Here is a 22,300-nt window from a genome sequence, read left to right on the forward strand (position 1 = left end):
CGACGTCCGCTAGACGGCGTCCGCCGGACGGCCCGCGCGGGAGGCGATGTGGGCCGGCGGGGCGAAGTCGGCGGGGAGGGCGGGGTCGGTGACCGGGTCGCCGAAGGTGGTCACCACCGGCAGGACACCCGCCCACAGGCCGAGCGCCGCGTCCTCGGAGTCGCCGTCGTCCGGCGGGCCGCTGCGGGTCTTCACCGAGGCCTCGGTGAGGTCGAGCGCGAGGACGGAGGTCGCCGCCAGCTCCTTGCGGCTCGGCTGGCGCACGTACTCCCACTGCCCGGGTGAGCTCTGCTCGGTGAGCGCCCGCAGGCCGCGCAGCTTCTCCTCGGGATCGGTAACGAGCTCGGGTACGCCGTAGACCATCGCGCAGCGGTAGTTGACGCCGTGCTCGAAGACCGAACGGGCCAGGACCAGCCCGTCGACATGGGTGACGGTGACGCAGACGGTGGCGTCCGGGGCCTGCACGAGGCTGCGGCTCGCGACCGATCCGTGCAGGTAGAGCCGGTCGCCGTCGACGCCGTACGCGGTGGGCACCACCATCGTCGTCCCGTCGACGGTGACACCGAGGTGGCAGAGGAAACCCGCGGCCAGCACGGCGTCCAGGTCGGCCCGGCTGTGGCTGCCCTTCTCCCGCATCCGGCGCAGCCGGGTCCGCTCGGTGACGACCAACGCGTCGTCGGGGGTGGCGGTGGTGGTGCTCATGGTTGCCTCTCGCTCCGCATACCGGTCTGCTGGTGTTGTACGGGGTCTCAGCCCGTCACCGCCACCGGCGACCGCCTGTCGGAACGGCGGTGCTCCGCAAGGGAGTCGCAGATCTCGCCGGCCCGGACCGCGGCCATCGACAGCAGGTTCGCCGTGATGCCGTGCGAGTGCTCGGTGCCGCCCATCAGGAAGATCCCGGCCTCCACGTCCGGCGTGGTCTCCACCCGGTAGTCGCGGCGCACCCGCAGCCGGCCGTCCTCGTCGCGCAGGCAGGCGGAGTCCAGCTCGCCGAGCAGCCGCGTCGGGTCGGGCTCGCCGTATCCCGTGGCGTACACGACGGCGTCGGCCGTCATCGTCTCCGTCTCACCGGTCGCGAGGTTGAGCACCTGGACGCGGACGCCGTCGGGGCCCTCCTCGACCCCGGTGATCCGGGTGACGCCGAGGATCCGCAGCCGCTCCTCGCCGCGCACCTTCTCCTGGTACGAGCGGCGGTACAGCTCCTCGATGAGGTCCATGTCGACCACGCCGTAGTTGGTGTTGCGGTGGTAGTCCATGAGCGTGCGGCGGACGGACGGATCGGCGCCGTGGTAGAGGTCGACCGCCTCCGGGTCGAAGATCCGGTTCGCGTACGGGCTGTCGTCGGCCGGGCTGTACCCGTACCGCGTGTGCACGGCGACGACCTCGGCGCCCTCGTACGTGCGGTGCAGGTGGTCGGCGATCTCGGCGGCGCTCTGCCCGGCCCCGGCCACCACGAACCGGCGCGGGTTCTCGCTCGGCAGGGCCGCGAGCCGGTGCAGGAACTCGCTGCTGTGCCAGAGGCGTTCGGAGGACTCGATGCCCTCGGGCAGGCGCGGCACGAGGCCGGTGCCGATGACCAGGTTCCGCGCCCGGTACGTGACGGCCTCCGCCTCGGCCCCGCTGCCGGCGCCGCCGAGCGCCGCGACGTCGACCTCCACGACGTGCCCGTCCGCGCCCGGCCGGTCCGCCGGACGGATCGCGGTCACCTCAAGGCCGTAACGGACCATGTGGTCCACGCCGTTGGCCGCCCACTGGAGATAGTCGTGGAACTCCTCCCGGGTCGGGAACAGCGCCTTGTGGTTGATGAAGTCCACCAGCCTGCCCCGGTCGTGCAGATACGGCACGAAGCCGAAGCGGCTCACCGGGTTCCGCATCGTGGCGAGGTCCTTGAGGAAGGAGACCTGCATGGTGGCGTCCGGGATGAGCATCCCCCGGTGCCAGCCGAAGTTCGGCTGCTTCTCCAGGAAGACCGCCGTGAGTTCCTCGCCGGGCGCGGCCCGCTCGTTGTGCTCCTCGATGGCGATCGCGAGGGCGAGGTTGGCGGGCCCGAAGCCGACACCGACGACGTCGTAGACGGGCGTGGTCTCGTTCGCGTTCACGTCATGCGGGGCGTTCATCAGGGAAAACCTTTCAAGTCGAAGTGACCGGTCGGACGAATTCAGGAGGTACGCGCGCGGGTGCCCGTCAGCGCGAAGCAGACGGCGGCGAGCGCCAGGGCGAGCAACAGCCCCGTACCGGCGAAGGACAGGAACACGGCCGCGATCAGCAGGGTCACGGCGGCCGTCGCGCGCAGGGCGCGCCCGGTGCCGCGGGCCCGCAGGGCGGCGGCGGCGGCCGCCACGTACAGGAGCAGGAAGCCGCTGCTGGTGACGACGAGCACCGGCTCCTCGCCGGTCCCGGCTACGGTCAGCGCGCCCAGCACGGCCGCGTAGGCGAGGGCCAGCGCCACCGTGGCCCACACCGGGCGCTCCGCCAGGCGCCCGGGCAGGATCCGCTCGCGGGCGGCGGCCCGTACGACCCTCGTGGCGCCCAGGACCCAGGCGTTCGTGGCGACGACCGCGAGCCCGAGGGCCAGCAGATCGCCCGCGATCGCCCCGCCCTCGCCGAGCGAGGCGCCCAGCAGGGCGGTGATGACGACCGGTTCGTTGCCGGGGACCGCGAGGTACGCGGCCGACACCGCCACGTACAGCAGGCCCACGATCGGGACCGCCCAGCGGATGGCCCGGCGGTAGCTGCGGGCCGGGTCGTCGACCTGCTCGGCGAGCGTCGACACGTTCTCCCAGCCCAGGAAGGAGAAGAAGGCCGTGACGACGGCGATGCCGACACCGCCCCAGCCGTGCGTGACGAACGGGGTGTACTCCCCCGGGTCGAACCGCGGCGCCGCGAGCAGCACGGCCCCGCCGAGCCCGATGAGCAGCACCACGAGCGCCGCCGCCTGCACCCGGGCGCCGGCCGCCAGGCCGAGCAGGGTGAACGCGGCCGACACCGCCATGAAGCCGATCGCGATCGGGTACACCGGGCCGTCCGGTTCGCCGAGCAGCCCGAGCAGGCACCTGGCCGAGACGATGCCCATCACCGGGTTCCCGATGACGTACGTCGTCACGAGCAGCAGCCCCGCCGCCCGCCCCGGCCGCCGGCCGAACCCGGCCTCCACCATCGCGGCGAGCCCCGAGGCGTCCGGCCGCCAGGCCGACATCTCCGCGAAGAACCGCGCGAACGGATACGAGCTCACCGCGAGCGCCAGCCACGCCAACAGCGCCGCCGGACCCGCCTGCCGCTCCGTCAGCCCCGGCACCAGCAGGATCCCGGTCCCCACCAGACTGCTGACGTAGAACACCACCAGGGCCCGCACCCCGAGCCCCGCCCCGCTCCCCTCGGCCACCACGGGCCGATCCACCACGTCCGTCATCCCGACACCTCCCGTAACGCCACCGATCGACTCAACGCCTCGCCCTCCTCGTGGGGCCCTCGGGCTCACGCGCCCGTGAGGACCTCCAGTGCCTCCGCCGCCGCCAGCTCCGCCGCCGCCGGAGCGGTCTTGAAACCGGCACCCGACCAGCCCGTGGCGAGGACGATGCGGCTCCCCGCGTGCGAGCGGCCGAGATGGGGGCGGGAGTGCGGGGTGTACAGGTCGACGCCCTGACGGCCCGCGAGGAAGCGGGTCGCGGGATCGGCGAGCCAGGGCCAGCGCACGGCGGCCCCCTGGCGTATGTACGCCACGTGCTCGTCGGTGAGCGTGTCGTCGCCCCCGAGGGGTACGTCCCATTCGTCGACGGGTCTCCCCGCCATGTACCCGCCGGCCGCCTCCCCGCTCAACTGGGGCCTGCCCCACACCCCGGTCACCAGGTCGACCACGGTCGGCAGCCCGGCCGTCGCCGGATGGTGGAAGAAGCCGTAGCGAATGGTCTTGGTGCGCCCCGCGTCCGCGCCACTGAGCCGGTGCCCGGCGATGTCCCCGGTCCCACCGCCCGCGGCCAGGACGATCGCGCGCGCCTCGACGGGCCCGCCCGGTTCCAGGAGGACCCGCACCCGGTCGGCCCCCGGCGGCGCGACGAACTCGCGGACGAGCGCCGGCAGCAGCCTGGCCCCGTGCGCGAGGGCCCGGTCGCGGTAGGCGCGGGCGGTGCGGGGCGGGTCGGCGTACCCGGCCTCGGGCTCCCAGACGGCCGCGCTGACACCGTCGACGGAGAGCCCCGGGAAGCGCGCCCGGATCTCCCCCGGCGCCAGGAGCTCGGCCGGCACACCCGCGCCGTTGAGCTCCGCGACGCCCTTCCGGGCCTGCTCCAGGTCGGGATCGCCGCACAGGACGAGCGACCCGGTGGTCAGGAAGCCGTACGGACCGGGCGCGAGCGCGGCCGGCCCCCAGGCCAGCTGGTGGCTGCGCAGCGCGAGCCCCCGCAGATACGGATCGGGCTCATAGGACCGCACGAGCCCGCCGGACATCGCCGTGGCGTGCTCCCGGCCGCCGTCCATCGGCGCGACGAGCGCGACCCGGGCGCCGTGCCGGGCCAGCACGGACGCGGTGGCGGCGCCGACCACTCCGGCGCCCACGATGATCACGTCGTACGCCCGGCCGCGCCCGTGCCCGGGAGCGACGGCGCGCGGCGCCTCCGGCACGGGCACCAGGTCCCAGCCGACACTGCCCGGCTCCGGCTCCCCGAGCGCGGTGAACCCCCGGTCGGCATGGGCCCGCACGGCGGCGAGCAGCGTGCGCCCGGTCCGCCCCGGGTCCTCGGTGAGCGCGGCGGTCGCGGCGGCGAACGCGGCGTCCACATGGGTCTCCGGCCCCCCGCGCATCCGGGCCACCTGGGCGGCCCCGCGCCCGGCGGGCTCACCGAGCAGCGCGGCGAACTCCTCCACCCCGCAGTCGTCCGTGAAGTAGAACGCCCCGCCGAACCCCGCGGCCCGCCACTCCCGCCCGACCCGCGCCGCCCCGACATGCGTCCCGCACACGACGAGCGCGGTGATCCGCGCCGCGACCCCGGCATCGGGCCCGCCACCGGCGTCGAGGACATCGCGGGCGTCGGCGACGACGAGCCCGGCGAGCCGCTCCCCGTACACGGTGCCGTCGTGGGCGACGGCGATCCGGGTGTGCCCGGCGGCCCGCACGGCCGCCAGGACGTCGACGGCCTGCGTCCGGTCGTCCGGGCACCAGCGCAGGATGGTGCCGGAGCTCCCCTCGAGCAGGTCGGGCGTCGTGGCGAGCGGCAGCAGGACGGGAAGCCCGGCGGCCCGGTAGACCGGCAGCGCCACCCGCGCGCCCGCGCTGTTGAAGTGGCCGATGACCAGCGTGTGCCGGCCCTCGGCGACGACGGCCTCCGCGATCTGCCGGGCGGTCTCCGTCTCGCCCCGGTCGTCGTACAGCTCCCAGGTGACGGCCGACCCGTAGTGGGCGGCCGCCCTTTCCAGGTGCTCTCCCCAGGGCGCCCGTTCGCCCGAGAACGGCCCCACGACCGCCCCGCGCGGCAACGCGTCCGCCGCGGCCTCGGCCTCGGCGGACCGCAGGCCCGTCACCGCTCCGGCCCAGGTGCCGAGCGCCGAGACGACACCGCCCGGGGTGACCACCGCGGACGCGTCCCCGGACACCCCCTCGGTCTCGATCGGACCCGGGAGCGTGCCCCCGGACCCGATTCCCGCCTCGGTCTCGATCGGACCCGGACGCCCGTCCTCCGGCCCGATCCCGGCCTCGGCGTCCCATCGGACGTCAGGCACTGAAGACCGCCCCGGGCCAGGCCGCCACCGGCGTCCCCGGGGCGAGGGGGGCCAGGGCGTCCACGTCCACCCGGCGCGGCTCCGGCGCCAGGCCGAGCAGCCCCGCGAGTCGGGCGGAGCCGAACGGGAGCGCCGGCCCGGCCCAGGCCGAGAGAGCGGCGGCGACGGCGAGTTGGGCGGCGAGGGAGGCGCGGTAGGACGGGCCGGCGGCGGGGCGCTCACGCTCGAAACCCGTCACGTACCCGAAGTCCTCGGCGAGGGAGACGATCTCGTCGAGCAGCGCGATGGCGCGCCGGGCGTCGTAGCCCTCGACGCCGTACGCCTCCCTCAGCTGGGCGACGGTCCCGGCGAGCCGCTCGCGGAGCCGCTCCCACTCCGGGCCCTGCGGCGCCTCGGCGGGCGCGAGGCCGGCCGTGTCCTCGGCGACGGCGGCGAGCAGGCGGCCGAGCCAGCCGTCCCAGCGGTCGGCGAGGCGGGCGCGGCTGACTTCGAGCGCGGCCGAACTGAAGCTGGTCTGGCGTCCGTTGGGCCGGTCGGCGAGCACGTGGTAGCGGAGCACGTCGGCGCTGGTGCGGGCGAGCTCCTCGTGCGCCCAGATGGCGTGGCGCCGGCTGGTGGAGAACTTCAGCCCTTCGAGCCGGTAGAACTCGTTGACCACGAAGGCCCTCGGCAGCGCGATCTCCGGGTCGTACGCCTGGAACGCGGCCGGGAAGAGCAGGGCGTGGAAGTACCCGTTGTCGAAGCCGAAGAACTGCACGGGCGCGGGCGCCGGCCCGGTGCCCCCGGCGCCGGTCCACTCCGCGAGGTAGCCGGGCGCCATCTCGAACCAGACGTAGATCCGCTGCTCGGTGAAGCCCGCCACCGGCACCGGCACACCCCACTCGGACGGGTGGCTGACGGCGATCTCGGGCAGCCCCTCGGCCCGCATCCGCTCGCACAGCGACCGCAGGTGCGGCGGCATGTCGACCCGCTCCCAGAAGTCGGCGAGCTGCCGCTCCCACGGCGCGAGGGGGAAGTAGAGCCGCTCGCAGTCGCGGAGTTCGGGGGTCTCGCCGCAGCCGGTGCACACGGGGTTCGCCAGGTCGGCGCAGTCGTTGGGGCGGCCGCAGGGCTCGCAGGCGTTGCCGTTCGAGCCGGAGCCGCAGTGCGGGCAGTCGCCCTTCAGATAGGCCTCGTACAGCCAGCGCTCGCAGCCGGTGCAGTACGGCAGCGGCGCCGTGCGCGCGACGATGTGCCCGGCGTCGTACAGCCGCTGGAAGAACTCCTGCACGGCCGCCTGGTATCCGACGTCGCGGCGCGGCCGGACGATCGCGTCGAAGTCCGCGCCGGCCCGGCTCCACACCGACTCGATCGACGCGCCGTACCCGTCCGCGACCTCCTCGCCCTTGCGCCCGCCGTCGTTCAGGCCGCGGACCGGCACATAGCTCTGGTGGTCGTCGAGACCGGTCGTGTAGCGGACCGGCCCCGCCCCCTCGGCCGCGAGGAAGCGGCGCAGCACGTCACCGGCGAGGTACGGGCCGGCCAGGTGGCCGATGTGCAGGTCACCGTTGGGCGTGGGCGGCGTGGCGGTGATCCACTGGGCGTTGTCGCTCATGCGGCGACCTCCTTGTTCTGGTCGGTGGTGTCGGTGGTGTCCGTGGTGTCCGTGGTGCCGGCGGGCGCGGGCTCGCGCAGCGGCCAGTAGAGGGAGACCCAACTCAGCTCGGCGTCCCCGGTGTTGTGCACGACGTGCTCCTGGTTGCGCGGCAGGACGACGACGTCCCCCGCGCGGAACGGCGGTTCGAGCTCGCCGTCCAGCGTCACGGCCCCCACGCCGGCCAGGATGATCATGACCTCGTCCTGGTTGTGGCAATCCGGGTCCGAATCACCCCCCGGCCGCAGGAAGCAGGCCATCGCCCCCACGGGCGTCTCCTCCCCGCCCGCCCACGGAATGAGCCGCTGACAGGCCAGCCCGAACTCCTCCGTCGCGGAACTGCGGTCGATGCGGAAGCGGTTGGCCATCCTGACGTCTCCGGTCTCTCGGGTCTCTCGGGTCTCTCGGGTCTCTCGGGTCTCTCGGGTCTCTCGGGGAACTTCGCGGTACGGGGTCGGGGCGAGCGGCGCCACCCCCGGCGGCGGGATCGGGGCGGTGAAGGGCATACGGGTCTCCTGAGACGGGCGGCTTGCCGCGTCGATCAGCCGGCTACGGGCGGGGATTCGAGCCCCCGGACCGCCGTCACCGGGATGCGGGCGAGGCCCGCCATGACCTGGCGGGGCCCGGCCCCCCACCCGTACCGCCGCTTCAGCGGAGCGACATGGGTGGCGATGAGCGCGAGCAGGGGCGTGAGGTCGGCGGGCGCGGCGCCGAGCAGGGCGAGGAGCTGTTCGGTCCGGGTCTGTCCGGCGCCCGGACCGATCCCGTGGACGGCGGTGTCCTGCCAGGTGGCGCCGGCGCTGCCGGCGACGACGGTGTTGTGCAGGGCGAAGCCCTGGTTGTCCTGGGCGTGGATGCCGACGGGGGCGGCGACGGCGGCGCGGGCGGACTGGACGAGTTCGATGACCCGCTCCGGGCGGAACGAGCCGAGCGAGTCGACGAGGAACACGGCGTCGAGGGGCCCGAGCGCCGAGGCCTCGCCGAGACATCGGTCGAGTTCGGGATAGGAGGCGAGGTCGATGTCGGTGAGGAAGAGACAGACGCCGAGCCCCGCCTCCCGCAGGCGGTGCAGCGGGGCGGCGACGCGGGCCACCCGGTCGTACCGGACGGCGAGCCGCACCAGGCCCACGGGCACGGAGCCCGCGGTGAGCGCCTCGGCGATCCGGCCCGCCGCCGCCGTGGCCGCGGTGTCGGTGACGGGCAGGGCGGCCGTGTCGAGCAGGACGGAGAAACGCGGCCCGTACCGCTCGTCGTGGTCGCCGGGAAGCGGGACCGGCAGCAGGTCGCCCCGTGGGGCCCCGGGCCCGGCGGGGTCGTGGACGGTGCCCAGCTCGACGATGTCGACGCCGATCCTCGCGCAGACCGCGAGGTAGTCGGCGGCCAGCGCGGGAGGTACGGAGCCGCCGGTGAGCTGCCCGCCGGTGCGCAGGGTGCAGTCGAGCAGGGTCATCCGGTCACCCCCAGCCGGTGTCGTACGTGCCGGTGCCCGCGACCGGCACGGCCCGCCCGGCACCCGCGCCGGCGTCCGCACCGCTCAGGGCGCTCGCGCCCCAGCCGGTGTCGCCGCCGGGCTCGATGGTGCCCTGCGTCGCGGTCACGGTCGCCAGGCCCGCGAGGCCGGTGATCAGCGTGGTCGCGATGAGGGTGCTGCGGATCCGCCGCTTCATGACAGGTGTCTCTTTCCGCGAGGGGCGCCCCGAGGGCGCCGCGAGGACCCCACGAGGGCGTCGTGAGGAGGTCGTGATGGTCTGTGATGGGTTGCGAGCTTCACGGGCTGTGCGCGCTTGGTGAGCTTTGACCTTCTGGGCGGTGGGATGAACGTATCCCGCACCTGCATGCCTATGGGTCCGACCGCATGGCTCATGAGCCTGCATGGCAGCAACAGGACGCCATGACAAACGGGGGACAACATGCCGATAACGGACAGAAGGCACCGCTCAGGCAGCAGTCGAACACCGGACGAACCCACCCCGGGGCCCACCGACCCCGCCGCCACGGGGGACCCGGCCGTGGACGACGACCCCCTCACCCGCGTCTACGACCGCGTCCTCGACCGCGACCCGGCACGGCCCGCAGCACACTCCACGGAGCTCGCGGAGGAACTGCAACTCCCTCTGGCCCGAGTGGAATCCGCCGTCTCCACCCTCCTCGACATGGGCCTGCTACGCCGCACCCCGGAACGCGCCGTGCTGCCCGTCGCACCCGACGAGGCCGTCCAGCGCACCCTCGGACCCCTCGAACGCGAGATGCGCGCCCGCCGCCGACACATGGAACGCAGCCGCGAACAGCTGATGGCCTTCATGCCGCTGTACGAGTCCCACCTGCGCCGACTCACCCACCAGAAGCAGACCGAGCACATCGAGCTGCTCACCGACCTGCGCTCGGTACGGGAGGCGATCACCGAACTGGGCCGCACCTGCGAACGCGAGGTCCTGACCGCCCAGCCGGGCGGCGGCCGACGCGCCGAGGTCCTCGAGGAGGCCGTCGCCCGCGACGAGGAACTCCTGCGCCGCGGCGTCCGCATGCGCATGCTCTACCAGCACACGGCCCGCTTCTCCGCCGGCACCTGCGCCTACGTCGAACGCGTCGGCCGGCTCGGCGCCCAGGTCCGCACCCTCGACGACGAGTTCATGCGCCTCCTCGTCTTCGACCGCTCCACGGCCGTCATCCCGGTCCCCGACGACCCCCAGGCCGCCGTCCTGATCCGCGAACCCCACGTCGTCGCCTTCATGGTCGGCGCCTACGAACGCCTCTGGCTCGAAGCCCTCCCCTTCGAGACCGAATGGGACCGCCAGACCATCATGGACATCTCCGACGAGCTCAAGCAGACCATCATCCGCCTCCTCACCGAAGGCCTCACCGACGCCGCCATCGCCCGCCGCCTCGGCCTCTCCGTCCGCAGCTGCCGCCGCCACGTCGCCGACGTCATGTCCGCCCTAGGCGCCGAATCCCGCTTCCAAGCCGGCTACCTCCTCGCCCAACAGGACCTCCACACCCCCCGGGCATAGAAAAAGCCCCAGGTCACGGCGAGTGAGTCCTGGGGCTGATCCGAGCCGCCTTCGGGATTCGAACCCGAGACCTACGCATTACGAGCGCCAGATGAGTCCTGTCGGATAGTTCCACGGGGTGCCGCCGTATGGCGATAACCGCAGGTCAAGCCGTGCGGCGGTGCCTTCCCGTGCCGACTCGTGACAACCGGTACAGAGCAGTTCGGGCACGCAATGGGCACGCATTGGGCACGCAACGGGCACTCAGAAAACGGCCCCTGACCTGCATGAACGTCACTTGCTCGAACCACACGCTACACCGGCCCACCGACACACAGAAGAGGCCGCACGGTTCGCACCGTGCGGCCCTTTTGTCATGCGGCCCGGGGGGCGTCCCCCTCGGCACTCGGTGCGCCTGGCCCGGGTTCGCGAAGATCGTTGAGCACCTGTTCGAGAGCTTGGGCGCCGGCCGCCGTGATGTGCTGCTCGTCAAGGGCGACGTACACCCGCCCCCCTCGCGTCGTGGCGACGGCCCATACGCCGCTGTCGAGTGGTGCTCGGATTACAGAGATCATTACCGCCCCCCGCGGTCGCGTCCTGATCGGACGCTCCCCATTTGCGCTATCCGTTGGTTCTGTCTGTCCTTCGCTGCGTGCCTGCAACGCCCGTCGGGGGGCGCCTAGTTCCAGGAGCTGTCGGCCGGCGCGGGCGTCGGTGCCGCGGGCGTCGGCTCGACCGGCAGCGGGACGAAGTTCCATGAGCTGTCGGCGCGGACGGCGCCGGGGGCCTCGGCCTCGATCGCGGAGAGTCCGACGAGTACGGCACCAATCGCCAGTGCCGCGACGACACTTGCGCGAAGACGCTTCATGATCATTTGTGGGGTTCCCCTCCCGTATGTTGGATATGCCACTTAGATACACCAGCGACATAGATTCCACTACGGGATACGCTGCACGATCCCGGGGGGTTCGAACAACCGTTTCCCCTGCTCAAAGGTAGGAAGTTCCAAGATCCGAACCGTAGGGGGACGTGTGTCGGGGGCGCCGCTGTTGTCTGAGGCCGAGCTGTGGGTCTATGGCCTGATCGCCGACGGAAAGCCGATCGCGGACCCCGACAAGGGGGCGGCTGGGCGGCTGCTCGGGGCGGGACTGATCGTCCCTGACGCGTTCCAGCCGAGCGGGTACGCCGCCGTCGACATCGACGAGATAGAGGGCCGGCTGCGGACCTCGGTACAGCAGCAACTCGAAGGGGCCGCGCGGCTGCTCGCCGAGATCCCCGAGTTCGTCGAGAAGCTGCGGGCGTGTGGTCGCACCCGCACTCGCAGCGTGGGCACCGGGTCGGTGTGGATCGAGGGCAAGGACGCCGTGAACGCGGCGATCGCGGTTGCGGTCGACGGCGCGCGGCACGAGATGCTCACCGCGCAGCCCGGCCCCCGGCCCCGAAAGGTCATCGACCTGTCGACGGACCGCGACCGCGACGCGGTAGACAGGGGCGTCGCGATGCGGACGCTCTACAGCACGAGCACCCGCTCGAACCCCGGGGCGGTCGAGCGCGTCTCCCTGCTCACCGCTCACGGAGCGCAGTTCCGGACCTTGACCCGTCCGTTCATGCGACTGGTGCTGATCGACCGCGAGTTCGCGATCGTCGAAGACCACGCCGACGGCCGGCCGAGCTTCGACGGCGCGTACCTTGTTCGGGATCGGGCGGCGTGCGGTTTCTTCGCCGCCCAGTTCGAGCAAGAGTGGCAGCTCGCGCTCGACTGGCACACACAGGAGCCACCGCAGCGATCGGCCATCACGACCGCCCTACAGCGCACGATCCTGCGCGAGCTGTGCGACGGACGCGATCAGCAGCAGATCGCAAAGCACCTCGGGTACAGCTCGAAAACCATCAGCAACGCCCTGTCAGAGCTGCGCGCACGGCTGGACGTCGCCACGGTGTATCAGCTCATCGCGTGGTGGATGGGCCCCGAGGGTGCGTGCGAGCGGGCGATCGAGCAGGACTAGCCGGCCCGCTGCGCCGCTTGGTCGATCTTCTCCAACAGCTTGCGAACGAGCGGCATCTCTTCCGCGGTCAGGTCGAGTCCCGGCACGTGGGCAACGACCGTCTGCTCACCCGACGACTCGGCGATGAGGGGCGCACGCTCAGCCCCCGAGGCGCTCGTCGTCATGCCGATGTACTGCGCTGCGGCAGCTATCTGGACTTCCCGAAGAGACTGAGGCACCACAGCAGCGACCGCTCGCACGAGCGCGGGCGACACCTTCACCGGGTTGCCCTTCTCGATGTTCCAAACGGTTGTGTGTGAGGGGCTGTAGCCCGTCGCAGGGTCGACCGCCGCCTCGGCGAACTCCCGGAATGACCACTCTCGCTCTGCGCGCGCCTCGCGTACGAGGTCGGCGAAAGGCGTGCCGAGCTCGGGCTCGGGCGCGTGTATGTCGGCGTCGGGCACGGCCCCGGCACCCCCGTTCTTTGTCAGCAAACGTGAACGTCGGGGGCCATCTAATCAGCCAGCACCCGAAACACCCAGTCTCGAATCTCGTTGACGTGCACTTTTGGTCGACCTAGGGTCGTAAGTGTTCATGAACGTTTACAGCCTACCTGCCGGTTTTGCCGTGCCGTAACCAGGGCTGTTCACGTCTGTTGACACAGGGGGTTGATCATGAGTTCAGTGGAGTACCTGGGGCCGCCGCCCGCGCAGCGCAACACCAAGCACGCCCGAATCGCTCGCGAGCTGCGATCTCGCCCGCAGGTGTGGGGAGTTGTACGACGCCCGGCAAGCCTCGACAGCGCCGCCTCGGCCGCCCGCGCGATCCGCGAGGCCCGCCTGCCCAGCTACGCCCCGCGTGGCTCATTTGAAGCCGTCGCGCGCACAGTGACCGAAGGTTCCGCGACCGAGTACCGCGTATACGCCCGGTACATCGGCAGCGCAGAGCAGTGACTGCCGGTCCGCGGATCGGCAGCTTGTGCTCGGGGTACGGCGGTCTAGACATGGCCGTGCAGTCCGTGCTCGGCGGTTCGGTGGCGTGGCACGTCGAAAACGACACGAACGCCGCGGCGATCCTCGGGCACCACTGGCCCGAGGTGCCGAACCTCGGCGATCTGACCGCCGTTGACTTCGCCCTGGTCGACCGTCCCGACGTGCTGACCGCCGGGTTCCCGTGCCAGGACGTGAGCGAGGCCGGCCTCGGCGCCGGTATCGCGGCGGGCACCCGGTCCGGCCTGTGGCTCCACGTCGCCCGAGCTATCCAGTCCCTACGCCCCTCGTTGGTGGTGATCGAAAATGTCCGCGGACTTCTCTCGGCTGCGGCCCATAGCGACATGGAACGCTGCCCGTGGTGCGTGGGAGACGGAAGCCGTAAGCCTGCTGTGCGCGCACTCGGCGCCGTACTCGCAGACCTGGCCCGCCTCGGGTTCGATGCGGAGTGGGCGTGCGTAAGCGCGTCGGAGATCGGCGCTCCCCACCGTCGCGAGCGCGTGTTCATCGTCGCGTGGCCCGCTGCTGAAAACCCCGACGTCGAACCTGGGGTCGAACGGGGGCTCTCAGCACCCGGACAAGCGGCGTGCGGGTGGTCATGGGCCGACGCTCGCCGACGAGGTCGAGCACCTGCTGCCGACCCCTTCGGCGTCCGGCCACGACGACGGGAAGGCGCCGGAAGTCTGGCGGGCACGGCGCGAGCGGATGCGGGCCAAGCACCGGAACGGGATCGGGGCACCGCCCCTGCCTCTGCTGGTGACGATGCTCCCCTCGACTGGGGCATCTACCGCGACGCCGTCGACCGGTGGGAACGACTCACCCGCCCCGCTCCCCGGGCAGTTGACGATCGAGGTCGCCTCGACCCGCCATTCGTCGAGTGGATGCACGGACTCGGCGAGGGCCACGTGACCGGGGTTCCCGGTCTGGGCCGCAACGCACAGTTGCGCGCCCTTGGGAACGGGGTCGTCGTCCGGCAGGCCGAGGCAGCGCTGCGGCTGCTCCTCGACCGTGCCGGTCTGGTTCCCGCCGCGTGATCTGCGGCCACTGGGACGGCGCTGCCCGCCGCTACTGCCGCGCCGCCCGCGGCGTACGCCACTACCTCACCGGGCACCGCTGCCCCGCCCACACACCCGCTGCACTCGCCGGGCGGCCCGAATCCCCCGGATCGCCAACACCAGTCAGGAGAAGAACCGTTGAGCCTCGCCGCGACGGACTGGGTTTGGACCCACTCCCGCGCCCGAGGCGCCGCTCGTCTGGTCCTGCTCGCCGTAGCTGACCGCGCCGGCGCCGACGGCGTCGCCTACGCCGGTACGGCCGCGCTCATGCAGCGGACCCGCGCCGCCCGCTCCACCGTCCGCCATGCGGTCGACGCGCTACTCGCCTCGGGCGAGCTCGCCATCGTCGAGGGCCGGATCGGTCCCGGTGGCGAGACGGTCTATCGTCTCCCGCTCCTCGATGAGAGGGGGGCCGAGGATCGGCCCGGACCGGATTTCGCCCCGGGCCGGGAATCGGCCCCCGGGGGGCCGGTGAGCGGCCCCGGGGAGGGCCGGACATCGGCCCCGGGGGGACCGGAGACCGGCCCGGGGGAGGGCCGCAGATCGGCCCCCGGGGGGCCGGATACCGGCCCCCAGAACTTACTTACTTACTCACCACCAACTCAGCAGCAGCCGCGCGCGAGCTCGTCCGCTCTGATTCCCGAACTGCGCCCGCTCGACGACGCCCTCACCGCAGCCTCGATCACCGTCCGGTGGTCGCTCGGCCTCGGCGAGCAGCGCGACGTCTACCGGTTGATGCAGCAGCACGGCGTCGAGGCCCTGGTCGACCTCGCCGCCCGCCGCACCGTCCCGGGTGAGGCACCGAAGGCCGCGCGCTACTGGCTCAAGGTCTGGTCCGACCTCGACCGTCCGGCAGCCTCAGCGCCCCGCCGTGCGCCGTCGTCGACCGCCGCCTACGCCGACAACCTCGCCGCCGGCCTCGCCTTGATCACTGCACAGAAGGAGGGCACCCCATGAACGAGCAGCAGATCGCCGCCCTGCTCGCTTTCGCCGGAACGCTCGACTCCCGGGTACGCCGCGCCCTCGCCGACCCGCAGCAGGCTGCCCGCACCATCGCCGAGTGGACCGCCGCCGTCGCCGACGTTCCGGCCACCATGCCGGGTGTCTCATGGGACGCCGCCCGCGCGACTCGCCGCTACTACGAGCAGCGCGGCGGCGACAAGTCGGCGCAGTACCGGCCGATCGAGCCGCACGACCTGCTCGCCGCATGGGGCCCGTTCCGGGCCGAGCTCATGAACCGCCACACCGACCCGGTACCCGCGGCGAACCCGGACGATCCGGCAGCGTGGCGGGCCGAACTGCTCGGCACCCGGGCCGCGGTCGCGACCGGGCACGCCGCGCCCTCGCACCACCGGCCCGAGATCGACCGCACCGGGCAGAAACGTCTCGCCGCACTGCTGTCGGGAGTGGGCGACGGACCGCGCCGCTACATGCCCGCCCACGTCGCCGCCGAACTGCGCCCGTTCCGGAAGGCTCGCGCCCACCGTGAACAGCTCGCCGCCGAGGGAATCCCGGACCCGCTCGGGGTGAAGTGCCCCCACTGCCTCGCCGCCATCGACGAGCAGTGCCGATCGAGCTTCCGCAACCGCGGCAAGGGCAGGCGCCCCCTGGCGGGCATCCACCCCTCGCGCGTCGATGCTTTGGTCGCTCACCTCGGGGTGGACGAGCAGGCCGAGGCCGAACAGATCAAGCTCGCCCGGATCATGTGCCAACCGCCCGCGCCGCGACGAGACGGCCGAGCTCGCCACACCAGCGGCGGGGACGCCCGATGATCCCGCCCGCCGCGCGCGCAGTGATCGCCGCGCACCTGACCGACGAGCTCGACGTGCACCCGCATCTCGCGACCGTCGTTGTCGCCGCCCTCGCCGACCGCCTCGCCATCGAGGGATGGCACATGACCGACAGCTACCCCGCGCGACCGGTCGCGCCTCGCGCGCGGGAGATCCCGCGCGCTCGGCGCTCCCTCGCCCGGCTACTCGGCCGTGCCCCAACGAACAAAGAGAGAACCTCATGAGCTCCGCCCTGCTCGCTCTCGCCGTCGTGCTCGCCCTCGCGCTCGGCGCGTCCCTGGCCTACACGGTCCGGATCGACGACCGCCTCGACCGTGAGCTGCGCCGCCTCGGCCGCCGCCCCTGCTCGACCACCTGCACCGCCTGCTCGACGACCCGCCGAGCCGAGAACGGAGAGACCCGATGAACGACAACACCCGTACCCGGTCGCGGCGTGGACGGACCGCCACCCGCGAGGGCGTGCGCGAGCAGCGTCGCACGGCCCTGCGGCTGCTGCTCGCCCGTGCGGACCGAGGCGCTCTCACCACGGGGGACGCGAAGCAACTCCGCGACCTGGCCGAGGCCGAGATCGCCGACTGCGAGCGCTTCCGGCAGTCCGCCGGCGGGCAGCAGGCGGCAGCGCTCAAGCTGCGCCACCGGATCAACGCCGCCGAGCAGGCCATGCAGGAGATCGAGGCCGAGCGAGACGCGTACGCCGCCGAGGTCGAGGCGCTGCTCGGCAAGGAGGGGAGCCGATGAGTTACTCACAGGCTGTGGGCGAGACCGTGCGCGCCCTGCGTGTGATCCGGGGCCGGTGGGCCGACCTGCTGCTCGCGATCGAGACGCCGCCGGCGGATCACTGGCCGCCGCGGCAGCTCGCGCACTCGATGCGCGAGGGCGACGACGAGCTGCTCATCGAGGACCGGGCGCCGCTCGTGCTGCGCGAGCACCCCGCCCCGCTGAACCTCTCCGCGCTCGATGCCGGGCAGGGGATCGAGCGGCTGATCTTCGGTCTTGCCGACACCCTCGCCGCTGCCGTCCAACGCACCGAGCCGGGCGACCCCCGGGCGTGGCTGTCCCCGGACCCGGACGCGCCCGACAGCCACCGCGCAGCGGGCAGCAGGCGGCACGGGCTGCACTTCGCGTGCGTGTGGGTCGAGGGGCGGGTGCTCAATGAGGACACCGCCCCCGAGGCTGAGCTCGACGGAGCGATCGGCGCCCCGCCGTACGAGGTGCTGCCGCTCCACCTGCTGCATGAAGCGAGGCGTATCGCGCGGATCGCCGAGGCCCGGGTGCTGCGCGCCCTCGGCCTCGACCAGCGCGAGACCCTGCTACCCGAGCCGTGCCCATGGTGTGCGGGTGAGCTCGTCCTGCACACCGCCCCCGACGGGCCGCCAGCCGTAACCTGCTCGGGCCGAGCGAGCTGCACCGCGCCCGCGTCGCTCGACGAGCAGGGGCTGCGGGTGTGGGGGTGGGACGACCTTCCCGACCTGATCGCCGCCCTACCGGGCGGGCTTCCCAACGGGTGCTGAGCCCAAAGAACGCCCAGTCGGCAAGCGCTTGCCGACTGGGGCATTCGGGGGCGTAGGGCATTAGAACCAATCACCTGCAATTTCGTCCCAAAGGAGCTTTATGAGCACCCATTTACCAAATGAAACGACTGCCCTACGCACCTTCACTGTGCGCTTCCAGACCCCAAATGCCCTGCTTTTTACAGCAACCTCACCGTCATCGGGCTCGGCCATGCCCTCACCTCTCTCTGCCGGGAACAAGGCGGCGAGGACCGTGGCAGCCAACCGCGCTCACACCACCAGCGCCCTTTAGAGGAGGTTTAGCCCCATTTTACGCCTTCTGGGGGAAGATCGCGGCGACTCGGCGACACGATGACGCTTGCACCGTTATGCATTCGTGACCTAGAGTCGGGAGCGCCTCCGGCGTGCCCGGAAACATTCCTCGCTCTTAGGCCCTGCTGCCCACACAGACGACGGGGCATGATCGCCCCATGACAGCTTCATCATGGGTGGCGTTGGTTACGGCTGTAACGGGAGTGATCGGCACTTTAGGTGGCGCCTACCTTGGCGGATGGCTCACCAACTCACGCGAACGTGCCCAGTGGACGCGTGATCAAGACCAACGCTTCCGAGACCAACGCGAGTCGCGATACGGCGACTTCCTAGCTCTCACTGAGGAACTGCGCGGTCTCCTCGAACGGTTCTGGGAGGCTTCTAGCCCCGTCCCGGACGAGCTGACGACAGAGCTCGACACCAAGCTCGGCGAGCTGCGCAAACAAGTGGGCCGGATTCAGGTCACGGAAACGGATGCCCTCTGCCACATCGCGTACGACGTACTCGCCGCGGCCTCGGCCGCACACGACATCGCGATAGAGGCTCACGTCACGCCTGCCACCTCAATCATTAGAACCAACGCCTTCATGAGCGCCCTGCGGGAACTCCGCAGCAATGCCGGCGAGTTCCGCGAGCGGGCCCGCTCTGCATTGGGGGCGCTTGGCAGGAGGTGACCGCATGGCCGAGCCGATCACCGAACGCGACCGCGAGGCGGTCCGCCGCCTGCACTCTGAGGGCAAGTCCCGGAACGCCATCGCCCGAGCGATCGGGCGCAGCGCCGCCACCGTCTCGAAGATCGCCGCCGAGCTCGGGCTCGCGTTCAGCGGCGGGGCGCGCGTCGCCGCCGCCACCGAGGCCCGTCGCGCCGACGCCGCCGCTCGACGTGAGCAGCTCGCCGACGACGCCCTCGACGGCGCCCTCGCTCAAGTCGAGCGGGTCGGCGCCGCCGACTCAGCACGCGACGCCCGCGACTACGCCACCGCCGCCCGTGCCTTGACCGAGGTACACGCCAAGGTCGCCGAGCTCGCACGCTCCAACAAGTCGACGAGCGCCGGCGGGATGCTCGACCGCCTCGCCGACGCCCTGCTCGGGCCCACGGGGGACGACGCCGACGGGGGGTGATTCCCTCGACGGGCCACCTGTCCGACAAGCAACTGCGGTCGATCCGCGAGGCGACCGCCCGTATCAATCTCTGGCACGGGTCGGTGCGCTCCGGCAAAACGATCTCGTCGCTGCTGCGCTTCCTGCTCGCCGTCCGGCGGGCGCCCGCCTCGGGACTCATTCTGATCGTGGGTCGATCGCTCGCCACGATCGAGCGGAACGTGATCGAGCCGCTGCAAGACCCCGAGTTGTTCTCGGACACCGCGGCCGAGGTCCACCACACCCGAGGCGCGACAACCGCCGTGATCCTCGGCAGGGTTGTGCACCTGATCGGCGCGAGTGACTCCCGGTCCGAGGGGCGGCTGCGCGGTCTGACCGCGTCGGTCGCGTACGCGGATGAGGTCACGCTGCTGCCCGAGGCGTTTTTCACGCAGCTACTCGCCCGCCTGTCCGTCGCCGGCGCAATCTTGATCGGCACCACGAACCCCGACGGGCCGCGGCACTGGCTCAAAGCGAAGTACCTCGACCGCGCTCCCGAGCTCGACCTCGCTTCCTGGCACTTCAAGCTCGCCGACAATCCGGCCCTGTCGCCTGCCTACGTCAAGGCACTGTCCGCCGAGTACACCGGGCTATGGCGGCGCCGGATGATCCTCGGCGAGTGGGTGGTCGCCGAGGGCGCGATCTACGACATGTACGACGAGCAGCAGCACGTCGTCGACGAGCTGCCCGAGATGCGCCGCTACTGGGTCGGCATCGACTACGGCACGAGCAATCCGTTCTCGGCGATCTTGCTCGGCCTCGGCGTCGACAACCGGCTGTACGCGGTGAGCGAGTGGAGACACGACGCCCGCGCCGTGCATCGGCAGATGACCGACGCGCAGTACAGCCGCGCCGTCCGCGACTGGATCGACACGCTCGGCGTGCGGCCCGAGTGGACGTTCATCGACCCGAGCGCGGCGTCGTTCTCCACGCAGTTGTGGGCCGACGGGTACCCGAACGTCGCCCGCGCCAATAACGCAGTGCTCGACGGCATCCGCAGCGTGGCGAACGCGCTCGACGCCGGCGCGCTGCTCATCCACCGGTCGTGCGAGGGGCTGCTCGCCGAGTTCCCCACGTACGTGTGGGACGACGCCGCCGCGGCCCGCGGTGAAGACCGCCCCGTAAAGCAGGACGACCACTCGCTCGACGCGCTGCGGTACGCGGTGCACTCCACCGTGCACGAGTGGCGCGGCCTGCTGACGACCGCCGCCTGATCGCCCCCAACTCCCCCGCCCGGGTGCAGCACTGCGCCGGGGCCCGAGCACGCGAGGGGGTGATCGCGTGCGTGAGCTGACCGACCGGTTCCTCGACAAGGTCGCCCCCGGCCCCCTCGGGTGCTGGGACTGGACCGCACACGTCAAGCCCAACGGATACGGGCAGTTCAAGATCGCTGGCCGGCCGCAGTACGCGCACCGCGTCGCGTACGAGCTCACCCGCGGTCGCATCCCCCGCGGTCTCGTGATTGACCACCTGTGCCGCCGGCGGCACTGCGTGAACCCCGACCACCTCGAAGTGGTGAGCCACCGGACCAACATCCGGCGCGGGATCTCCCCCGCCGCGCGCCGCGCCCGTCAGACCCATTGCGCCCGCGGGCACCGGTTCAACGGAGCGAACACCTACGTCGCGCCGAACGGCACCCGGCATTGTCGGCCGTGCGCAGCGTGGCGAGCTCGGGCTCGTCGGCAGGGGGTGAGCTGTGCCGCTTCCTGACACCGGCGCCCCGTGGCCGCCGCCCGCCCTCACCCGGCACTATGCCGAGCTGCGGGTCGACGACGCTTGGTACTCCGGCGACCGCGACAAGCTCGCGAGCGTCTACCGCAACCAGCCGCAGCGCCGCGACGGTCGGCGCCGGCTGTGGGGGCGCGACCGGGCCGAGCAGCCCGGGGTGCCCGATCAGCGGCTACACATTCCCCTGCCCGGTGACATCGCTACCGCGAGCGCCGATCTGTTGTTCGCCGAGCCGCCCGTTCTCACCGTCGCCGACACCACGACGCAGGACCGACTCGACGAGCTCGCCGAGTCGGACGGCATCGCGAACACCCTGCTCGAAGCGGCCGAGGTCGCCGCCGCGCTCGGCGGTGTCTATCTGCGCGTCACGTGGGATCGCTCGCTCGCCGGCCGGCCGCTGCTCACCACCGTGCACCCCGACGCCGCCGTGCCCGAGTGGCGCTGGGGGCAGCTCGTCGCCGTCACGTTCTGGCGCGAGCTCACCTCGGACTCGGTCACCATGTGGCGCCACCTCGAACGGCACTCCCCGGGCCGGATCGAGCACGGGCTCTACCAGGGATCGCAGGATGCCCTCGGCGTAAGGGTGCCGCTCACCGAGCACCCCGACGTCGCCGCGCTCGCCGACTCGCTCGGCCCCGAGGGCGACGCGATCGAGACCGGTATCGACCTGCTGACCGCCGCCTACTGCCCGAACATCCGCCCCCACCGCAAGCACCGCGGCTCACCGTTCGGGCGCAGCGACTACGCCGCCCCGCTGTATGACCTGTTCGACAGCCTCGATACGACATGGACGAGTTGGATTCGCGATCTGCGGCTCGCCCGGGCGCGGCTGCTCGTGCCCGACGGTTACCTACGTGACCACGGGCCCGGGCGCGGCGCGAGCTTTGACGACGACCGGGAAATCTGGACGCTGCTCAACATCCCGCCGACCGAGCAGGGCGGCGCCGGCATCACCCTGTCGCAGTTCTCGATCCGGGTCGACGAGCACGAGCGCACCTCGGCCGCGATCACCCGGCAAGCCGTGATGAGCGCCGGATACTCGGCGGCGACGTTCGGGCTCGGCGACCAGGGCGCCGCCGTTACCGCGACCGAGGTCAAGGCGCGCGAGCGAAAGAGCCTGATCACTCGGGGGAAGAAAGTGAGGTACTGGACGCCGCCCGTCGCCGACATGCTGCTCGTGCTGCTGCTGCTCGACCGGCAGTTCTTCACCCCGCGGATCGTTCCCGAGCGACCCCGTGTGAAGTTCGGCGACTCGATCACCGAGGACACGTCCTCGCTCGCTCAAACCCTGTCGTTGCTCCAGCAGGCGCAAGCGGTCTCGGCCGAGACCCGGGTGCGGATGCTTCACCCCGAGTGGGACGCGACCGCCGTGCAGGCCGAGGTCGCCCGCATCCTCACCGAGACCGGCGCCGCCGTCCCCGACCCGATGCAGGCCGGCGCACTGCTGTGACTCATGGC

24 protein-coding genes are annotated in these 22,300 nt (G+C 72.1%); 14 read left to right on the top strand and 10 right to left on the bottom strand.

The window, feature by feature from the left end; genetic code table 11:
* Positions 1-9: 9 nt before the first annotated feature.
* The 8 genes from ACZ7G1_RS25290 to ACZ7G1_RS25325 form a co-directional block, all read right to left on the bottom strand.
* Positions 10-702: a pyridoxamine 5'-phosphate oxidase family protein gene (locus ACZ7G1_RS25290; protein WP_470876019.1), complete on the bottom strand. Its 693-nt coding sequence runs from the start codon at positions 700-702 to the stop codon at positions 10-12.
* Between the two features lie 47 nt (positions 703-749).
* Complete coding sequence (locus tag ACZ7G1_RS25295) at positions 750-2,117, bottom strand: lysine N(6)-hydroxylase/L-ornithine N(5)-oxygenase family protein (RefSeq protein ID WP_470876021.1); 1,368 nt, start codon at positions 2,115-2,117, stop codon at positions 750-752.
* Between the two features lie 41 nt (positions 2,118-2,158).
* Complete coding sequence (locus ACZ7G1_RS25300) at positions 2,159-3,409, bottom strand: APC family permease (RefSeq protein WP_470876023.1); 1,251 nt, start codon at positions 3,407-3,409, stop codon at positions 2,159-2,161.
* 65 nt (positions 3,410-3,474) lie between these two features.
* The gene (locus ACZ7G1_RS25305) at positions 3,475-5,712 is read right to left on the bottom strand and encodes an FAD-dependent oxidoreductase (protein ID WP_470876025.1); all 2,238 of its coding nucleotides are present in this window, start codon (positions 5,710-5,712) and stop codon (positions 3,475-3,477) included.
* Entirely contained in the window at positions 5,705-7,306 is a 1,602-nt protein-coding gene (locus tag ACZ7G1_RS25310; RefSeq protein WP_470876027.1) for a class I tRNA ligase family protein, read from the bottom strand. Before ACZ7G1_RS25310 ends, ACZ7G1_RS25305 begins: the two co-directional genes overlap by 8 nt.
* The gene (locus tag ACZ7G1_RS25315) at positions 7,303-7,713 is read right to left on the bottom strand and encodes a cupin domain-containing protein (protein WP_470876029.1); all 411 of its coding nucleotides are present in this window, start codon (positions 7,711-7,713) and stop codon (positions 7,303-7,305) included. Before ACZ7G1_RS25315 ends, ACZ7G1_RS25310 begins: the two co-directional genes overlap by 4 nt.
* A gap of 173 nt (positions 7,714-7,886) precedes the next feature.
* Positions 7,887-8,795: a beta/alpha barrel domain-containing protein gene (locus tag ACZ7G1_RS25320; protein WP_470876031.1), complete on the bottom strand. Its 909-nt coding sequence runs from the start codon at positions 8,793-8,795 to the stop codon at positions 7,887-7,889.
* 4 nt (positions 8,796-8,799) lie between these two features.
* A complete protein-coding gene (locus tag ACZ7G1_RS25325; RefSeq protein WP_470876033.1) occupies positions 8,800-9,012 on the bottom strand; it encodes a hypothetical protein in 213 nt (70 codons plus the stop codon).
* A 342-nt stretch (positions 9,013-9,354) separates the two neighbouring features.
* Between ACZ7G1_RS25325 and ACZ7G1_RS25330 the strand changes: the two genes are divergently transcribed.
* Positions 9,355-10,353: a LuxR C-terminal-related transcriptional regulator gene (locus ACZ7G1_RS25330; protein ID WP_470876035.1), complete on the top strand. Its 999-nt coding sequence runs from the start codon at positions 9,355-9,357 to the stop codon at positions 10,351-10,353.
* A 658-nt stretch (positions 10,354-11,011) separates the two neighbouring features.
* Here the strand turns inward: ACZ7G1_RS25330 and ACZ7G1_RS25335 are convergent.
* The gene (locus tag ACZ7G1_RS25335) at positions 11,012-11,200 is read right to left on the bottom strand and encodes a hypothetical protein (RefSeq protein WP_470876037.1); all 189 of its coding nucleotides are present in this window, start codon (positions 11,198-11,200) and stop codon (positions 11,012-11,014) included.
* A gap of 181 nt (positions 11,201-11,381) precedes the next feature.
* Between ACZ7G1_RS25335 and ACZ7G1_RS25340 the strand changes: the two genes are divergently transcribed.
* On the top strand, positions 11,382-12,338 hold the full coding sequence (locus ACZ7G1_RS25340; protein ID WP_470876039.1) for a LuxR C-terminal-related transcriptional regulator: 957 nt from the start codon (positions 11,382-11,384) through the stop codon (positions 12,336-12,338).
* Here the strand turns inward: ACZ7G1_RS25340 and ACZ7G1_RS25345 are convergent.
* A complete protein-coding gene (locus tag ACZ7G1_RS25345; RefSeq protein WP_470876041.1) occupies positions 12,335-12,781 on the bottom strand; it encodes a hypothetical protein in 447 nt (148 codons plus the stop codon). The two genes, ACZ7G1_RS25340 and ACZ7G1_RS25345, sit on opposite strands and share 4 nt — an antisense overlap.
* A 539-nt stretch (positions 12,782-13,320) precedes the next feature.
* Here ACZ7G1_RS25345 and ACZ7G1_RS25350 point away from each other — a divergent pair.
* The 12 genes from ACZ7G1_RS25350 (at position 13,321) to ACZ7G1_RS25405 (ending at position 22,292) form a co-directional block, all read left to right on the top strand.
* Positions 13,321-14,340, top strand: coding sequence for a DNA cytosine methyltransferase (locus tag ACZ7G1_RS25350; RefSeq protein WP_470876043.1), 1,020 nt, complete (start codon positions 13,321-13,323; stop codon positions 14,338-14,340).
* Between the two features lie 159 nt (positions 14,341-14,499).
* On the top strand, positions 14,500-15,318 hold the full coding sequence (locus ACZ7G1_RS25355) for a hypothetical protein (RefSeq protein ID WP_470876045.1): 819 nt from the start codon (positions 14,500-14,502) through the stop codon (positions 15,316-15,318).
* Complete coding sequence (locus tag ACZ7G1_RS25360) at positions 15,315-16,133, top strand: zinc finger domain-containing protein (RefSeq protein WP_470876047.1); 819 nt, start codon at positions 15,315-15,317, stop codon at positions 16,131-16,133. The genes ACZ7G1_RS25355 and ACZ7G1_RS25360 overlap by 4 nt, the downstream gene beginning before the upstream one ends.
* Positions 16,130-16,375, top strand: a complete 246-nt coding sequence (locus ACZ7G1_RS25365; RefSeq protein WP_470876049.1) for a hypothetical protein — start codon at positions 16,130-16,132, stop codon at positions 16,373-16,375. The genes ACZ7G1_RS25360 and ACZ7G1_RS25365 overlap by 4 nt, the downstream gene beginning before the upstream one ends.
* Positions 16,372-16,557 (top strand): hypothetical protein, encoded by a 186-nt coding sequence (locus tag ACZ7G1_RS25370; RefSeq protein ID WP_470876051.1) that lies wholly within the window; start codon positions 16,372-16,374, stop codon positions 16,555-16,557. The genes ACZ7G1_RS25365 and ACZ7G1_RS25370 overlap by 4 nt, the downstream gene beginning before the upstream one ends.
* Entirely contained in the window at positions 16,554-16,889 is a 336-nt protein-coding gene (locus ACZ7G1_RS25375; protein ID WP_470876053.1) for a hypothetical protein, read from the top strand. The genes ACZ7G1_RS25370 and ACZ7G1_RS25375 overlap by 4 nt, the downstream gene beginning before the upstream one ends.
* Complete coding sequence (locus ACZ7G1_RS25380) at positions 16,886-17,662, top strand: hypothetical protein (protein WP_470876054.1); 777 nt, start codon at positions 16,886-16,888, stop codon at positions 17,660-17,662. Before ACZ7G1_RS25375 ends, ACZ7G1_RS25380 begins: the two co-directional genes overlap by 4 nt.
* Positions 17,663-18,132: 470 nt before the next feature.
* Positions 18,133-18,648, top strand: coding sequence for a hypothetical protein (locus ACZ7G1_RS25385; protein WP_470876055.1), 516 nt, complete (start codon positions 18,133-18,135; stop codon positions 18,646-18,648).
* Positions 18,649-18,652: 4 nt separating this feature from the next.
* Positions 18,653-19,096, top strand: coding sequence for a helix-turn-helix domain-containing protein (locus ACZ7G1_RS25390; RefSeq protein WP_470876056.1), 444 nt, complete (start codon positions 18,653-18,655; stop codon positions 19,094-19,096).
* On the top strand, positions 19,093-20,328 hold the full coding sequence (locus tag ACZ7G1_RS25395) for a PBSX family phage terminase large subunit (RefSeq protein ID WP_470876057.1): 1,236 nt from the start codon (positions 19,093-19,095) through the stop codon (positions 20,326-20,328). Before ACZ7G1_RS25390 ends, ACZ7G1_RS25395 begins: the two co-directional genes overlap by 4 nt.
* A gap of 67 nt (positions 20,329-20,395) precedes the next feature.
* Entirely contained in the window at positions 20,396-20,824 is a 429-nt protein-coding gene (locus ACZ7G1_RS25400) for an HNH endonuclease signature motif containing protein (RefSeq protein WP_470876058.1), read from the top strand.
* On the top strand, positions 20,811-22,292 hold the full coding sequence (locus ACZ7G1_RS25405; protein WP_470876060.1) for a phage portal protein: 1,482 nt from the start codon (positions 20,811-20,813) through the stop codon (positions 22,290-22,292). Before ACZ7G1_RS25400 ends, ACZ7G1_RS25405 begins: the two co-directional genes overlap by 14 nt.
* Positions 22,293-22,300 lie beyond the last annotated feature (8 nt).

The sequence above is a fragment of the Streptomyces sp. NPDC037273 genome (genome assembly GCF_055603625.1).